This is a genomic window from Neorhizobium sp. USDA 3394, assembly GCF_056280385.1.
Genome location: NZ_JBWCDU010000002.1, coordinates 1,664,100 through 1,681,038 on the forward strand (window position 1 = coordinate 1,664,100; position 16,939 = coordinate 1,681,038).

The 16,939-nt window shown below is 62.2% G+C and carries 12 protein-coding genes; 11 read left to right on the forward strand and 1 reads right to left on the reverse strand.

Features of this window, described 5'->3' with window-relative positions; genetic code table 11:
• The first annotated feature begins 2 nt into the window (after positions 1–2).
• The 4 genes from pglA to kduI all read left to right on the forward strand — a co-directional run bounded on the left by pglA (position 3) and on the right by kduI (position 4,394).
• Positions 3–1,517: a polygalacturonase PglA gene (pglA, locus tag ACZ9EJ_RS29425; protein ID WP_046641269.1), complete on the forward strand. Its 1,515-nt coding sequence runs from the start codon at positions 3–5 to the stop codon at positions 1,515–1,517.
• A 6-nt stretch (positions 1,518–1,523) separates the two neighbouring features.
• On the forward strand, positions 1,524–2,669 hold the full coding sequence (locus ACZ9EJ_RS29430) for a glycoside hydrolase family 88/105 protein (protein ID WP_046641270.1): 1,146 nt from the start codon (positions 1,524–1,526) through the stop codon (positions 2,667–2,669).
• A 95-nt stretch (positions 2,670–2,764) separates the two neighbouring features.
• On the forward strand, positions 2,765–3,391 hold the full coding sequence (locus tag ACZ9EJ_RS29435; RefSeq protein ID WP_046641271.1) for a class I SAM-dependent methyltransferase: 627 nt from the start codon (positions 2,765–2,767) through the stop codon (positions 3,389–3,391).
• Positions 3,392–3,545: 154 nt separating this feature from the next.
• Entirely contained in the window at positions 3,546–4,394 is an 849-nt protein-coding gene (gene kduI, locus ACZ9EJ_RS29440) for a 5-dehydro-4-deoxy-D-glucuronate isomerase (protein ID WP_046634233.1), read from the forward strand.
• Positions 4,395–4,450: 56 nt separating this feature from the next.
• Here kduI and ACZ9EJ_RS29445 read toward each other — a convergent pair whose 3' ends face one another.
• Entirely contained in the window at positions 4,451–5,500 is a 1,050-nt protein-coding gene (locus ACZ9EJ_RS29445) for a LacI family DNA-binding transcriptional regulator (RefSeq protein ID WP_046634230.1), read from the reverse strand.
• Between the two features lie 172 nt (positions 5,501–5,672).
• Here ACZ9EJ_RS29445 and ACZ9EJ_RS29450 point away from each other — a divergent pair, with 172 nt between their 5' ends.
• The 7 genes from ACZ9EJ_RS29450 to ACZ9EJ_RS29480 all read left to right on the forward strand — a co-directional run bounded on the left by ACZ9EJ_RS29450 (position 5,673) and on the right by ACZ9EJ_RS29480 (position 16,827).
• A complete protein-coding gene (locus ACZ9EJ_RS29450; RefSeq protein WP_046634226.1) occupies positions 5,673–7,598 on the forward strand; it encodes an ABC transporter substrate-binding protein in 1,926 nt (641 codons plus the stop codon).
• Between the two features lie 88 nt (positions 7,599–7,686).
• Positions 7,687–9,795: an alpha-amylase family protein gene (locus tag ACZ9EJ_RS29455; protein WP_046634225.1), complete on the forward strand. Its 2,109-nt coding sequence runs from the start codon at positions 7,687–7,689 to the stop codon at positions 9,793–9,795.
• 108 nt (positions 9,796–9,903) lie between these two features.
• Positions 9,904–10,890, forward strand: a complete 987-nt coding sequence (locus tag ACZ9EJ_RS29460) for an ABC transporter permease (RefSeq protein WP_037083921.1) — start codon at positions 9,904–9,906, stop codon at positions 10,888–10,890.
• A 10-nt stretch (positions 10,891–10,900) separates the two neighbouring features.
• Complete coding sequence (locus tag ACZ9EJ_RS29465) at positions 10,901–12,091, forward strand: ABC transporter permease (RefSeq protein WP_046634222.1); 1,191 nt, start codon at positions 10,901–10,903, stop codon at positions 12,089–12,091.
• Between the two features lie 10 nt (positions 12,092–12,101).
• On the forward strand, positions 12,102–13,808 hold the full coding sequence (locus tag ACZ9EJ_RS29470) for an ABC transporter ATP-binding protein (RefSeq protein ID WP_046634220.1): 1,707 nt from the start codon (positions 12,102–12,104) through the stop codon (positions 13,806–13,808).
• An 11-nt stretch (positions 13,809–13,819) separates the two neighbouring features.
• On the forward strand, positions 13,820–14,611 hold the full coding sequence (gene otnI / locus ACZ9EJ_RS29475) for a 2-oxo-tetronate isomerase (protein ID WP_046634219.1): 792 nt from the start codon (positions 13,820–13,822) through the stop codon (positions 14,609–14,611).
• Between the two features lie 107 nt (positions 14,612–14,718).
• Positions 14,719–16,827 carry a beta-galactosidase gene (locus ACZ9EJ_RS29480; RefSeq protein WP_046634382.1) on the forward strand — a complete coding sequence of 703 codons (2,109 nt, stop codon included), beginning with the start codon at positions 14,719–14,721 and terminating at the stop codon, positions 16,825–16,827.
• Positions 16,828–16,939 lie beyond the last annotated feature (112 nt).

Sequence of the window (16,939 nt, forward strand, 5' to 3'; positions counted from 1 at the left end):
ACGTGACGGACGTCGCCATCGAACTCCTGATTGCCGGTCCCCGCAGCGCGACCTTCAGCGTCGATGCCGAAAGGCATCTCCACATGCGCGATGACACGCTTGCCTGGCAGGTTCGGGAGATCGATGGCGCGTTGGTCGCCGAGGGGACGACACGGACTGTCGTCTTCACGGTCGCTTCTCTTGAACCGGGCACAACCTACTTTTTCCATGCAGCTGGTGCCCGGCTCGAATTTATCACACGGCAGGAAACTGCCGTGCTCGACATCCGCGACTTCGGCGCTTCGACGGACGCACAGGACAACGCCCAAGCGATCCAACGGGCCATCGCGGTGCTCGCTCCGGGAGGCACGCTGAGAATTCCGGCGGGGCGCTGGCTGAGCGGTCCGGTCTTCCTCAAGAGCGACATGACCTTGCTGCTCGAAGACGGCGCGGAGCTCGCGGCAATCGCCAACAGGCACGATTTTCCCATCCTGCCGGCGCGCCATGCGGATGGCCGCATTCTTGGCACCTGGGAAGGCGTGGCGGAGGCCTGTTACGCCAGCCTGATCAATGCGATCGACTGCCGGGACGTGCATCTTGCCGGCACCGGCACCATCGACGGCGGCGGAGATCGCGGCGACTGGTGGTCATGGCCGAAGGAAACACGCCAGGGCGCCAGGCGCCCCCGCACCATTTTTCTCTCGGCTTGCGAGGATGTGACGCTTTCCGGCCTCACCATCCGCAACTCGCCGTCCTGGACAGTCCATCCGGTTTTCTGCAAACGGCTCATTGCAGCGGATCTCACGATAGAGAACGATCCGGACTCTCCGAATACCGATGGTTTCAACCCCGAAAGCAGTTCCGATATCCGCCTTGTCGGCCTGCATATCTCGGTCGGCGACGATTGCATAGCGCTCAAGGCCGGCAAACGCAGCCTTCAGGGTGGACCCGACCGCCCGACCGAGCATGTGCGGATCGAGAACTGCCTGATGGAGCGCGGCCATGGTGCCGTGGTCATCGGCAGCGAGATGAGCGCCGGCATCAGCGACATCACCATCCGAAACTGCCATTTCAAGGGAACGGACCGGGGGCTGCGCATCAAGACACGCCGGGGACGCGGCGGCACGGTCGCCGACATCCGCCTGGCCGACAGCCTGATGGAGGATGTCGCAACCCCGGTCGCCGTCAATTCCTTCTATTTCTGCGATGCCGACGGCCGGTCCGATTACGTCCAGTCCCGGTCGCCGCTGCCGGTCTCCCTGGAAACGCCGAGCATTAGCTCGATCTCCGTCGAGAACGTTACGGTTACCGGCGCGCGAACGGCTGCCGCCGTCTTCTACGGCCTGCCGGAAGCGGCGATCCGCGACATTGTCTTCGAGAACTACACCGTTTCCTTCGCGCCGGATGCCGAGGCCGAAGTGCCGGAAATGGCCTCTCTACTCCTGCCGCTCCGGCATGCCGGTATCGTTGCGGAAAACGCCGTTTTCAGCCGCTTAGCACGGCTTTCTCCGGTTTCCATCCATCCAGCTCAAGACTGAAATCCAATGCTTCAGGACTACTTCGAGAATTACGCACGCGATTATGAATATTACAAAGGCGGGGCCTGGTGTTACGAGGACGGCTGCCTCTATCGCGGCCTGATCGCGCTCTATGAAGCGACCGGCGAGCGCCCATGGCTGGATCATCTCATCCGGCTGGTCAGTGGTCAGATCGACGCGCAGGGTCGGCTTGTCGGCTACGAGATCAACGAATTCAACATCGACAACATCCTGCCCGGCCGTGCGCTCGTCTTTCTCCATCGGCTGACGGGCGAGAGCCGCTGGCTTGATGCCGCCGCACCGCTTGCGCGGCAGCTCGAAACGCATCCGCGCACCGGCAGCGACGTCTATTGGCACAAGCTGCGTTACCCGCATCAGATCTGGCTGGACGGGCTTTATATGGCGCTCCCCTTCAAGGTGGAATACGCGCAAGCGGTCTCAAAACCCCAGGCCGTCGAGGAAGCGCTCCGGCAGTTCACGACGGCGCTCGACCTCACCTATGACCGGCAGGCGGATCTTTATCGCCACGGTTACGACGAGGCCCGGCAACAGGCTTGGGCGGATGCGGAAAGCGGCCTTTCCCCGGCCCATTGGGCAAGATCGATCGGCTGGCTGGCGATGGCCTTCGTCGACATCATCGAGAACCTGCCCGCCGGCACATCCAGACGGGAGCTGAGCGACCGCGCGGCGGCGCTGGCATCCCGGATCATCGCTCTTCGCACCGCGGATCACCGTTGGCTGCAGGTGATCGACCGGCCGGACGAGGCGCAGAACTATCCCGAAAGCTCAGCCACCGCGATGTTCTCCTACTTCGTTCAGAAACTCGCGCGGCTCGGCGGCCCCCCCGGCGTTTCCGAGGCCGGTCGAGCGAGCCTGCAATCGCTGACCGGACAGGAGCTACGGCGGGATGCGGATGGACGGCTGAGGCTTCACAACATCTGTTGCGTTGCAGGCCTTGGAGGCTTCAACGGCCGCTATCGCGACGGCTCCGTCGGCTATTATCTCTCCGAGGAAATCCGCCCCGACGACATCAAGGGCGTCGGACCTCTGATGATGGCCTATGCGGAAACGCTGCTGGACAGACAATCGATGATGTCCCAGTCTGCGCGGCTGGGGGATCAGGTCGAGCTCAGCGCCGCCGTCAAGCGATAGCAGCGCTCGCTAGTGTCTCAGACCGAACTTCTGTTATGGTTGAGAGGTAGGCCTCCCGCTCATTGGAGGCTTTGTCTTGAGGGAGGCGCGCTAAAATGGGCACCGACAGGGACACTGTACGGTCCTATGATTCGGTCGCGGCGGAGTACGCTGCCGAAGCCGCAGCGATGCCCAAATGGGTCGCGACCGAGATCGATGCCTTCGTGACCGAGCTGGGTGGTTCGGGGAGGGTGCTGGAGATCGGAAGCGGGGGCGGGCGAGATGCACTTGAGCTTGAGAAGCGGGGGATTAGCGTCCGGCGCACCGACATTTCGAAGGGTTTTGTGGAATTGCTTCGCAAGAGTGGGTTCGAAGCTGACCTGCTGGACCCGCTGACGGAAGACCTGGCCGACCCGCAGCGTCCTGGCACGCCGTATGACGGGATCTGGGCCTGTGCCTGCCTGATCCACGTCGCGCGCGAAGATTTGCGCGTGGTGCTTGGACGGCTTGCCAAGGCGACCCGGACTGGTGGCCGACTGCACGCCTCGGTTAGAGAGGGCGATGGCGACGATGTGTCCACGCACGGCAGCGCTGTAGCGCCTCGGCGCTACGTCGAAACGTACTGGCGCGAGCCTGCCCTGCGATCGACGCTGACAGACGCTGGCTGGATTGTCAGCGAGCTACGTCATTGCGTCGGAAGCCCCAATGATCGGTGGCTGAGCGTTCGGGCGAGTCGGGCATAACGCACACATGGTTTAGGCCCGGATCGAAGCGGTGTGCCGCGTCTGCATGGGACGCCAAGCCGGATAGACCAAACTTCCCGTCCGGGTCGAAGGCCGAAGTCAAACTGAGACACTACCCAGCGCGCTCGCGCCGAGAAACAGGAGAAAACAGACCATGACGATCGATGTCCGGACGCGCCATGCCGTTCACTACAGCCAGTCGGAGCGCATGACGAGCGCGGACCTACGCGAAAATTTCGTGATTGAGGATCTCTTTGTCGCGGGAACGCTGCAGGCCGTCTATACCCATTACGACCGCATGCTGGTGGCAGGGGTGGCACCCACGCAGGCAAGCCTCGGTGTCGGCAGCGAATTAGCCAGACTGGTCGGCGCGGACTATCTGCTGGAGCGCCGCGAACTGGGCCTCATCAATATTGGCGGACCGGGCCGCGTCATCGCCGACGGCAAGGCTTACGAGCTCCTGCCAATGGACGGGCTCTATCTCGGCATGGGAACGAAGGAGATCTTCTTCGAGAGCGACGATCCGTCGGCGCCCGCGAAATTTTATATCAACAGTGCGCCGGCGCACGCCACCTTACCCTCGCGGATCGTCAGCAGCACGGATGCGATCGAGAACAATCTCGGCGACAATGCCACGTCGAACAAGCGCAAGCTCTACCAATATCTGCATCCGAAAGTGCTTCCGACCTGCCAGCTGCTGATGGGGCTGACCCGGCTGGAACCCGGTAGCGTCTGGAATACCATGCCGGCGCATCTGCATGACCGGCGGATGGAAGCCTATCTCTATTTCGAACTGCCGGAGAATGCCTTCGTCGTCCACCTGATGGGGCGTCCGGCGGCGACCAGCCACCTCATCATTCGCAATGAACAGGCCGTGCTCTCGCCGCCCTGGTCCATCCATTGCGGCGCCGGCACCGGGGCCTACGCCTTCATCTGGAGCATGGCCGGAGACAACCAGTCCTTCACCGACATGGACATGGTGGATATGAAGAGCCTCAAATAGGTCCATCGACGACCATTCGCCATCAGGCACCTGATCTGCCCGAAGCGCGGGAACCATCAGACGGGCACTATCCGCGGTTCCTGTCGGACTACCGTGCGTTCGCCCGAATGCGCGGGGTCCTTGCATGGGCCGGTGGAGCGGCGCTCGACGATCCGCGACGCCACATGGATCCTGCGCGCCGGCGTCCCCGGCTGGCGCGGGTTTTCGATCCGCTCGAGCAGCAGCCGCAGGCCGACGGCTCCACATTCCTGGCCTTCCATCCGCACCGTCGTCAAAGCCGGCGAGATCTGCTTTGCCGGCGAAAAATCGCCGAAACCGACCACCGAGACATCATCGGGAATGCGATAACCCTGGCCCAGGAGTTCGGAAACAACGGTGAGCGCCAAACCATCATGCGCGCAGAAGAAGGCGGTCGGCCGATCGCCCTTGTCCTTGAGCTCCCGATAGGCTTCGGCAAAGCCGTTTTCCTCTTCGAACTGCAGCACATGCAGGGCAACATCCGGGTGACGCTCTGCAATTTCGCGTGCTCCGTAGAAGCGCTCGCGTCGGCCGCGATAACCAGGGACTCCATAGACATAGGCGATGGAACGATGGCCGAGGTCTATCAGGTATTGGATCACGGCCTGCCCTGCCTCGTGGTCTGTGCCGGAGACCTGATCGGCATCTTCGAGCGGATCGACCCAGCCGAAGCGGATAATCGGAGTGCCGGTCGCCATCGCGGCGCGGATCGCCTCGCGGTCGTGCGGTCCGACCAGAAGCAGGCCCGCACAAGTATGCGCCAATTCTTCAAGCTGCCCTTGGCTGTGGGTCCATAACAGCCGAAGCCCCATGCCGAGCCTGTGCGCCTCGGCCTGCACACCGTTCTGGATCTGCATGTGTAGCTCGCTATTGACCGGATCGAGGTCATGAAACACCACCGCGATATCGCCGGACGTAGCCCGATTGGCGGGTTTACTGTATCCGAGCCGCTCGGCGGTTTCGCGTATTCGCTCGCGGGTCTCCTCGCTGACCCCGCTCTTGCCGGACAACGATCTGGACACCGCATATTTCGAAAGGCCGACCTCGCGCGCGATGGTCTGCAACGTGACCCGCCCCCTGTCTTTCATTCCAACCCCCTCTGCAACTGCCGCCTGGCGACCTGCTGCACCGCAAAACGCAATTTTGCCAAACAACGCTACATAACACTTTACCTAACAGTATTCTAATGCAAACTTTTCGTTATCCACGCCCAAGGGAAATAATAGGTAACGGCGGGGACTGCGTGTGGAGGAGACACTCATGATCAAGCTGAAACGTCGTGCGTTTCTGGCCGGGACCTCGGCCGTTTTGATTTTGCCGGCCCTGCCGGCTTTAGCCCTCGACTACAAGGAGGCAGGCCTCTTGAAGGACAAGGTCGCGAGCGGCGCCCTGCCTCCCGTCAAGGATCGACTGCCCGCCAACCCCCTTGTGATAAAACCCCTTGAAAGCGTTGGAAAATACGGAGGCGATTGGAAGCTGGCGCTGGTCGGCGGCGGTTCCCTCTCGATGCTGTTCCGATACCAGGCCTATGAACCTCTCCTGCGTTATACCCCCGATTGGTCGGGGGTGACGCTCAATGTCGCGGAAGCCTTCGAAGGTAACGCGGATTCCACCGTCTACACCATCCGCCTGCGCAAGGGCATGAAGTGGTCCGATGGACATCCCTACACCACCGCCGACGTCAAGTTCTGGTACGACACCGTGCTGACCGACAAGCGCGTCGCCGTCACCAGCCAGGGCCACTGGAAAACCGCCGGCAAGCCCGCCAAGCTGGAAGTGGTCGACGAACAGACTTTCAAGGTGATCTTCGAGAAGCCTAACGGTATGTTCCCGCTGCAGGTCGCCTGGTCCAACTGGGATCACACGACCCGCTGCCCCAAGCATTATCTCGAGCAGTTCCACATCGACTACAATCCAAAGGCAGACGAGCTTGCCAAGAGCCGCGGTTTCCAGAGCTGGATCGCCGCGTTCCAGTCGGCCTCCGGCTTCCAGGACGACAACGCCTTCTTCCTCAATTCCTCGAAGAAGCCCTGCCTCAACGCGTGGTATTTCACGATCGCACCGGGCGAGAATACCGAGCGGGTGGTGGCCGAACGCAACCCTTATTATTGGAAGGTCGATACCGAGGGCAACCAGCTTCCCTATATGGACCGCATCGTCTACCAGATGGTCGCCGATCCGCAGGTGCTGCTCTTGAAATGCATGCAGGGCGAAATCGACCTGATGGACCAGTATATCGCAACGCCGAACAACAAGTCGGTTCTCTATGACGCCCGCAAGCAGGGCGACTATGATTTCTACACGCTGACCTCGACCGAGGCCAACGTCATGAACTTCATCTTCAACCTGAACCACAATGACGAGACGAAGCGAAAGCTCTTCCGAAACAAGACGTTTCGCGCAGCTCTTTCAACCGCACTCGACCGTCAGACGCTGATCGACGCGGTGCTGGTCGGCCAGGGCGCGCCCGCCCAGCCGTCGATCAAGGAAGGTGATCCGCTCTATAACGAGGTGCTCGCCAGGCAGTTCACCGAGTACAGCGTCGACAAGGCGAATGCGATGCTCGACGAGCTGGTCCCGAAGCGCGACAGCCAGAATTTCCGTCTCGACGAGAAGGGTCGGCGGCTGACGATCATCTTCGAGATCGACCAGGCCCGCCCGATCTTCCTGGATCTCTTCCAGCTGGCAATCCCGATGTTCCAGGCGGTCGGCATCGATGCGCAGATGCGCACCATGGACCGCTCTCTTTGGGAAACGCGCGTTCGCCAGGGCCGCGACTTCGACGCGACAGCGCATCAGTTCGGCGCCAATGGCGGCGTCGCGGCGATGCTCGATCCGCGCTACTACGTGCCCACCGACAGCAACGCGATGTATGCGCCGGCCTGGCAGCTCTGGTATCTCGATCCCAAGAACGCCAATGCCGAGGAGCCGCCGGAAGAGACCAAGAAGCTGCTCGCCCTCTACGACAAGCTGAAGGCGACATCGGATCAGGCGGGCCAGCGCGAGATCATGAAACAGATCCTGCAGGGGGCCGCCGACAACTTCTATGTCTTTGGCATTTCGCAGCCGCCGGACGGCTACGGCATCGTCAAGAACAACATGAAGAACATCACCAAGACCATGCCGAATTCGTTCGGCTGGCCGACCCCTGCCCCGACCATGCCGGAGCAGTTCTACAAGGTCTGAAGGCCTCGCCCATTCCGATGTTTTCCAGGCGCCGGCGCAAGCTGGCCGGCGCCACGGAGCCCCTTTTTCCGATAACTGGATACCTATCATGCTCGAGGCGAGACGACAGAACACCGACACCTTGCGAACTCCCGACTGGTACAGGACCGCGACGCGCTGGACTCAGCTGACCTTCGTGGAGGATGACCCGGAAAAATACGACCCCGCCTTCTGGATCGACGTCTTCAAGCGCACGAAATCCAACGCCCTATGCCTGAGTGCCGGCGGTTACATCGCCTACTATCCAAGCAAGGTTCCCTATCACTACGTCAGCCAATATCTGGGCGACAAGGACATTTTCGGCGCTCTCGTCGATGCCGCCCGCAAGCTCGACATGCATGTCATGGCCCGCGTCGATCCGCATGCCATCCATGACGATGCGGCCAAGGCGCATCCGGAATGGGTGATGCTCAATGCCGACGGCACGCCGCGCCGCCACTGGGCCTATCCGGATGTCTGGGTGACAAATGCCTATGGCGACTACAATTCGGTGTTCATGCCGGAAGTGGTGAAGGAGATCGTCCGCAAATACGATATCGACGCGATCTTCGCCAATCGCTGGCAGGGCCATGGCGTCGATTACAGCGAAGACAGCGCCCGCCGCTTCAAGGACATGTCCGGCTTCGCCCTGCCGAAGAAGGCGGATGCCGAGGACCCGGCCTGGCAGGCCTGGCTGCAATGGCGCCGCCGCGTGTTGACCGACGTGATCGCCCAGTGGGACGACGCGGTGAAAGCCATGCGACCGCATGCGAGCTTCATCCCCAATATGAGCGGCGCGTCGCTGATGGAGTTCGATCTCTCCGTCATCACCAAACATTGCCCCTTCCTCGTTGTCGACCACCAGGGCCGCAAGGGGCTGGAACTCGGCTGGTCGGCGGGGCGCAACGGCAAGCGCATCCGTGCCACCTTTGCCGATCGCCCCGTGGTGCTGATCACCTCGATCGGCCCGGAGGAGGAATACCGCTGGAAGGATGCGGTGACCTCGGGCGAGGAGATGCAGCTGTGGATCAACAACGGCACGGCCCACGGGCTTTTCGCCTGGTTCACGAAGTTCAACGGCGTGGTGCCCGACAAACGCTGGGTGGAGCCGGTCGCCGAGGCTTTCGTGCTTCAGTCGGCCGTCGAGCCGGTCCTCGAAAGCATGAGGCCGACGGCGGAAATCGCCGTGATCGACCCGTCGACCACCTTGCGCCACTGGGCCCCGGAAGAACGCCACGCCGCGGAGAAACACGATCTCGGCGTCTACCACGCCCTGGTCGAGGCACGCCTGCCCTTCGAGCTTCTGTCCGATCAGGTGCTGACCAAGGACAATCTCGATCGCTTCAAGGTCATCATCCTCGCCAACGCCTCCTGCCTTTCGGATGCGCAGAACGAGGCCATCCGCGCCTATGTTGCGCGCGGCGGCAGTGTCGTCGCCTCCTACGAGACCTCGCTCCGTGACGAATTCGGCAAGACGCGGCCCGAATTCGGCCTGTCGGACGTGCTCGGCGCAAAATTCGTCTCCGGCCCGCGCGGCATCGTCAAGAACACCTATGTGGCGCTGTCCGGTGACCACCCGGTCAACAGGGGTTTTGATGGTGCCGAGCGGATCATGGGCGGCACAAGGCTGATCCATGTCGAACCGGCTGCGGGCGCTGAAACGCCCGTCCTCTACGTTCCCGATTTCCCGGATCTTCCGATGGAGGAAGTCTATCCGCGTAAAGACCCGGAAGGGGCGGCCGTCATCGCCCGCGAAACCGGCAGGGGTGGCCGCACTGTCTATATTCCCTGGAATATCGGCGAAATTTTCTGGGAAGTCTTTGCCGTCGATCACGCCCGCCTGCTGTCCAACGCCGTCCACTGGGCGCTCGGCAAGACCCCTCGCGTCACCGTCGAAGGCCCGGGCGTCATCGACCTCGCGCTCAGGGAAAACACCGAGGGTATCGCGCTCAGCCTCTTCAACCTCACCAACCCGATGATGATGAAAGGGCCGATCCGCGAAAATTATCCGCTGGCGGCCCAGACCGTTTCGGTGGAAGTTCCGAGCGGCAAATCGGTTGCGAAGGCCTGGCTCGTCGTTGCGGACAGGGCAGCAAGCTTCAGCGTGAAGGATGGACGCGCGGAAGTGGACGTGCCGGGCATAGAGCGGCTGGAGGTGCTGCATCTCACCTGGAAATAAGGTGGGAAACTGAAATGGAGGAAGGCTTTCGGCCTGGAGGGCCGGAAGCGGATGGAGATCCGAAGGTGGCGCCGCAACGGCGTCTTCAACGGGAGGAGAACTATTCCGATGCTTGGCTATATCTTCAAGCGCGTGCTCTACATGATCCCGACCCTGTTCGGCATGTCGCTGATATCGTTCCTGATCATCCAGCTGCCGCCGGGTGACTACCTGACATCGATGATCGCCACGATGAGCGACAGCGGCCAGGCGGTCGATCCGGCCCAGATCGAGCGGCTGAAGGAAATCTACGGCTTCGACGATCCCTTCTATATCCAGTATCTCAAATGGATCTGGGGCATCGTCAGCCGCGGCGACTTCGGTCATTCGTTCGAATGGAACCAGCCCGTCTCCGGCCTGATTTGGGGCCGGATGGGCTCGACGCTGGTCATCTCGCTCTTAAGCCTGCTGTTCGTGTGGATCGTCGCGCTGCCGATCGGCATTTACTCCGCCGTCCGTCGCCATTCGATCGGTGACCACGTCTTCACCTTCTTCGGCTTCATCGGGCTTGCCGTGCCGAACTTCATCCTGGCGCTGGTGCTGATGTATTTCGCCTACCGCTATCTCGGCCAGAGCGTCGGCGGTCTCAACTCTCCCGAATATGCCGAGGCTCCCTGGAGCCTTGCCAAGGTCGGCGATTTCCTCGCCCATCTGTGGATCCCGATCATCATCATCGGGGCCTCGGGAACGGCTGCGCTGATCCGCGTCCTGCGCGCCAACCTGACCGACGAACTGCACAAACCCTATGTGATCACCGCCCGCGCCAAGGGCCTGCCGGAATACAAGGTCATTCTCAAATATCCGGTGCGCATCGCCCTCAACCCGTTCGTCTCGGCAATCGGCTGGGTGCTGCCGCATCTGGTGTCCGGCGTGACGATCACCGCCATCGTGCTTAACCTGCCGACCGCCGGCCCGCTGCTGTTTCGGGCGCTGGTATCGCAGGACATGTATCTCGCCGGCAGTTTCATCCTGCTTTTGAGTGCCCTCACCCTTGTCGGCATGCTGCTTTCGGATCTGCTGCTCGCGCTGCTCGATCCGCGCATCCGGTTCAATTGAGGGAGGCCGCATGAGCACGCACGAGACATTCGGAACCTATTCCGGCCCCGTTCACACCGTCGCAGACGGCCCCTCGATCAGTCCGCTCAAAGCCGGAAAGAGCGTTTCGACCGCAACCGTCGGACCCTGGAGGCTGATCGCCGGCAAGCTGGTCCGGCAGAAGGTGGCGATGTTCGCGGGTGCGGTCATCCTGATCCTCTATCTGATCGGCCTGTTTGCCGAATTCCTGGCGCCCAGCCTGCCTTCGACCTCGCGGCCGCAATATACCTACGCGCCACCGCAGGGCTTGAGCTTCTTCGTCACCAAGCCGGACGGCAGTTCCGAGTTCAACTTCCATGTGAAGGGCTACAAGGTGGAGATCGAAAAGGTGGCGCTGCGGCGCACCTTCGTCGTCGACGACAGCAAGGTGGTGCCGGTCGGCCTGTTCGTCAAAGGCGCCCGCTACGAACTCTGGGGCCTGATCCCGATGGACCGCCACCTGATCGGCCCGCTCAATCCGAACGACCCGATGTATCTGCTCGGCGCCGACCGCCTCGGCCGCGACGTCTTCTCGCGGCTGGTCTACGGCACGCGGATTTCCATGTCGATCGGCCTCGTCGGCGTCGTCATGTCGCTCGTCCTCGGCGTCGTGCTCGGCTCGATATCGGGTTTTTACGGCGGCTGGGTCGATACGGTGATCCAGCGCATGATCGAGGTGGTCAGCGCCATGCCGACCATCCCGCTCTGGCTTGGCCTTGCGGCGGCGATCCCGCTGACATGGTCGCCGGTCAACGTCTATTTCGTCATCACCATCATCGTCTCGCTGCTCGGCTGGACCAGTCTTGCGCGCGAGGTGCGCGGCCGTTTCCTGGCCCTGCGAAGCGAGGATTTCGTGACCGCCGCCATGCTCGACGGATCGAGCGAAAAGCGGCTGATCTTCCGCCATATCCTGCCGTCGCTGACGAGCCATATTCTCGCCGTCGTGACGCTTGCCGTGCCGACCATGATCGTTGCCGAAACCTCGCTGTCCTTCCTCGGCATCGGCCTGAAACCACCCGTCGTCAGCTGGGGCGTGTTGCTTCAGGACGCCCAGAACATCCGCACGGTGGCAACCGCCCCATGGCTGCTGATCTGGCCTTCGCTTGCGGTGATCGTCGCCGTGCTGTCCTTCAATTTCTTCGGCGACGGCCTTCGCGATGCCGCCGACCCCTATGACAATTGAGGAGGAAAACATGACCGATCCTGCCGAAGACGTCGTCCTCTCCGTCGAAAACCTCTCGATCGATTTCCGGTTGCGGACCCATATCCTGCATGCCGTCGAGAATGTCAGTTTCGAGCTGAAGCGCGGCCAGACGCTCTGCCTCGTCGGCGAGAGCGGCTCGGGCAAGAGCGTCACCGCCCGTTCGCTGCTGCAGATCGTCGATCGGCCCGGCAGCATCGTCGGCGGGCGCATCCTTTTGCGCAACGGTGGCGCGGTCACCGATATCGCCAGGCACGATCCGGATGGCCAGGCCATGCGCGCCATCCGCGGACGCAGGATCGGCCTGATCTTCCAGGAACCGATGAGCTCACTGTCGCCGGTCCACACGATCGGCTCGCAGATCATCGAGGCCGTTCGCCTGCACAGCGATCTCGACAAGCGCACCGCGCGGGCGAAAACGGTCGAACTGCTGCGCCAGGTGGAAATTCCAAATCCCGACCAGATGGCCGACCGCTACACGTTCGAATTTTCCGGCGGCATGCGTCAGCGGGCGATGATCGCCATGGCGCTTGCCGGCAATCCCGATATCCTGATCGCCGACGAGCCCACCACGGCGCTCGACGTCACCACCCAGGCCGAAATCCTCGACCTGATCAAGCGCCTGCAGGTGGAGCGCGGCATGGCGATGCTGCTGATCACCCACGACATGGGCATCGTCGCCGAGGTCGCCGATGATGTCGCCGTCATGCGCTTCGGCCGTATCGTCGAGCGTGGTCCGGTCGATGCGATCTACCATGACGCCCAGCACCCCTACACGCGCCAGCTTCTCGCCTCGACGGTGAAGCTCACCCGCCATGTCGAAGGCAGGGTGCCGGCGGTGGCCGCCTCAGCGCAGCCGCAGCAGCCGATCCTTTCGGTCCGCAATCTCGGCAAGACGTTCGGTTGGCACGGAAAAACCAATTCGCTGCGGGCGGTCGATGACGCCAATTTCGATCTCTATCCCGGCGAAAACCTCGGCATCGTCGGCGAAAGCGGCTCGGGCAAGACGACGCTCGGACGGCTGATCCTGCGCACCGTCGAGCCGACGACGGGCAGCGTCGTCTACCGCAACAAGGATGGCAGCGAGGTGGATGTCACCAGCCTGACCAAGAAGGAGCTGCGCAGTTTCCACCGGGAAGTCCGCCTCGTCTTCCAGGATCCGTTTGCCTCGCTCAACCCGCGCATGACGGTCAAGGAAGTGATCGGCGACCCGCTGATCATCAACGGCCTTGCCAAGGGCAAGGCGCTCGAAGAGCGCGTCGCCGAACTGATGCGTCTCGTCGGTCTCGATCCGATGGGCATGGAACGTTATCCGCATGCCTTTTCCGGTGGCCAGCGGCAGCGCATCGGCATTGCCCGTGCGCTGGCGCTCGATCCGCGCATCATCATCGCCGACGAGGCGACCTCGGCGCTCGACGTCTCGATCCGCAGCCAGATCCTCGACCTGCTGCTGGATATCCGCCAGCGGCTGAACCTCAGCTTCATCTTCATCTCGCACGACATTTCAGTGGTGCGCTATTTCTGCGACCGCGTCGCCGTCATGCATCGCGGCAAGATCGTCGAACTCGGCGAGGCCGAGCAGATCTGCACCGCGCCGCAGGAGGCCTATACCAGGAGCCTGATTTCCGCCGTTCCCAATCCCGACCCCCGCGACAAGCGCATGCTGCACCGGCACCGCTTCGTCGCACCCGTTCTCTAAGGACAGTGCCAGTGCCGAAATTCTCCGCCAATCTCTCCTTCCTCTATCAGGACCTGCCCTTCCTCGATCGCTTCGCGGCCGCCGCGAAGGACGGTTTTGGCGGGCTCGAATATCTCGGTCCCTATGCCGAGCCAAAAGAGAAGGTCGCCGATGCGTTGAAGGCAAGCGGCCTCGTCCAGGCGCTCTTCAACGTGCCTTCGGGCGACTGGGCCGGCGGCGAGCGCGGCATCGCCTGCCTGCCGGACCGCATCCAGGAATTCCGCGACGGCGTGGCTCTGGCGCTCGACTATGCCGAGGCGCTCGGCTGCCAACAAGTCAACGTGATCTCCGGCCTCGTTGCGAACGGGGCTGATGTCGAGGCTCTGGAAAAAGTGTTGGTCGACAACCTCAAATATGCCGCACCGCACTGCGCCGATGCCGGCGTCAAGCTGCTGATCGAGCCGATCAACCTGCGCGACATTCCCGGATTCTTCCTGTCGACAACCGATCATGCGGAACGCATCCTCGACAAGGTCGGCTCCGACAATCTCTACATCCAGTACGATTTCTACCACATGCAGATCATGCAGGGTGACCTCATCCCGACCTTCATCCGCCTGAAGGACAAGATCGCCCATGTTCAGATCGCCGACAATCCCGGCCGCAACGAGCCCGGCATGGGCGAGATCAACTACGATTTCATTCTCCCTGAACTCGACCGCCTCGGTTACGACGGCTGGGTCGGCTGCGAATACCGACCGAAGGCCGGCACCAGCAACGGCCTCACCTGGATGAAGCCCCATCTCTGCGGAGGGCCTCGTTAAGATCAACGCTTTTCCGAACTAATCGGACCTCATCTTCGCCGCTTCCAAACCGGAGCCCTTCCCGGAGGGCGGAGCCATGTCCGCCATCGATGAAAAAGGACAGGACCATGCTAAAGAACGATATCCCATTCCCCTTCGGCGCCGTCTATTTCCGCAAGTCCAACCCGCCTCGCGAAGACTGGGAGCGCGACTACACAACGGCGGGCGAGGACGGCCTCAACATCTTCCGCCACTGGTTCATGTGGAGCGCGATCGAAACCGCGCCGGGCGTCTACGACTGGGAGGAATACGACCGGCAGATGGACCTCGCCGCCAAGAATAGCATCAAGACGGTCATCGCCGAGCTCATCCATGCCGTGCCCGACTGGGCGGTGCGCAAATATGCCGATGCGCTGCAGGTCAATGCCGATGGCACCAGACTCGGCTCCTATATGGGTGTTTCTGCTGCAACCGGCGGCTTTTCCAACAATGGCGGCGGCGCAGGCGCGCTGACGCTCAACTGCCCCGAAGTGAAGGAAGCGGCCGGCAGGTTCCTCACCGCACTCGCCACCCGCTACAAGGACCATCCGGCGATCTACGGCTACGACGTCTGGAACGAATGCAATTATTCCGCCGATGTCGATTACAGCAGCTATGCGAAGTCCGCCTTCCGCACCTGGCTGGAGAAGAAATACGGCACGCTGAAATTGCTCGCCAAGGCCTGGCACCGCTACAGTTATGCCGAATGGGAGGACGTCGAACCGCCGGTCCACATGGCGCCCTATCCCGAATGCATCGACTGGCTGCAATTCAAGCGCGACAATTTCTACGAACAGATGCAATGGCGCATCGACACCATCCGCGCCGTCGATCCAAAGAACACGATCGCTGCCCATGGCATATCCGGTGCGATCCCCAACATGGCGTCGAACGGCTGCGACGACTGGCTGGCGGCCTCCAAGGTCGAGATCTACGGCTTCACCTGGATCCAGGCCCGCAAGGGATCGGAAGCCTGGAAGAACTGGTACGGCGTCGACATCAACCGCGCCGCTGCCCGCGGCAAACCCTTCTGGCATGCCGAACGCCAGGGCGGACCGCTCTGGCTGCAGCCGCAGGTGATCGGCCGCGACAAGGACGACGGCCGCATCGCCGAACCGGAAGATATCCGCCTGTGGACCATGACCTCGTTTGCGGGCGGCGCCCGCGGCGTGCTGAACCTGCGCTGGCGGCCGCTGCTCGACGGTCCGCTCTTCGGCGCTTTCGGCGCATACGGCATGGACGGCGCCCGCACGCCGCGCTCGAAGATGCAGAGCGACATGGCGAAATGGGCCAACGACCCGGCACAGGCCGCTCTCTGGGAGGCAAAACCGGTGCGCGGCGAAATCGGCATCCTGGTAGTTCCCGAGACCCAGGAATGGGATTACCTCCTGAACTACGACCGCAAGGAAAAGCCCTATCCGGAAGCCATGTGGGGCGCCTATCGCGCCTTCCTCGAAAACGGCGTCCAGCCGGACTGGGTGCATATCGACGATATTGATGCCTATGATCGCCTCTATTTCCCCTACCCGATCATGTTCACCGCGAAGCAGGCAGAACGTCTTGCCGCCTGGGTGGAAAAGGGGGGCACGCTGATTGCCGAAGCCTGCCCCGGTTATTTCGGCGACCGCGGCCATGTCGGCCAGGTGCAACCGAATATGGGCCTCGACAAGGTGTTCGGCGCCCGGGAGGATCAGGTCGAATTCATGCCGGACATCGGCGACCGCATCCATTTCAAGCTGGATGGAGCAACGGTCGATGGCGGTGGTTTCCTGCAGTCCTATATGCTGGCCGGCGGCACAGCGCGCGGCAATTTCGACGACGGGCGGCTTGCCGTGGTCGAGAACGCTTATGGCAAGGGGCGCACGCTGCTGATCGGCACCAATCCGTCGGTCGCCTATTACAAGTCGCAGGGCAAGGCGAACGGCGCCTTCTTCGCCGAACTGCTGCGCTGGAGCGGCTGCGCGCCGCATGTGACCCTGTCGAACAAGGCGCTGTTCGCACGTATCCATAAGGGCGAAAAAGGCAGCTTCCTCTGGCTCGTCAATCCGACCCGTTCGGCGCAGCTGACCGAAGTCAAGCTCGCCGAGGGCCATGGGCGTCTTGCCCCCGGCAAGGCCGTCTGGCTCGTCGGACACGCCCATGACGGCGGCATGATCGAGGTGCCGGCCCGCGACGTCCTGATCCTGCAGCTCGCATGACACCAATCCGCGTCTTACCTTGCTCAAAACGTTACAGGGAGAACGACCCGCAAGGCTTCGCATGTCTGCTTCGCCAGACTCCCTGCTTTGACGGCTCGCTGCACGGCAAGAT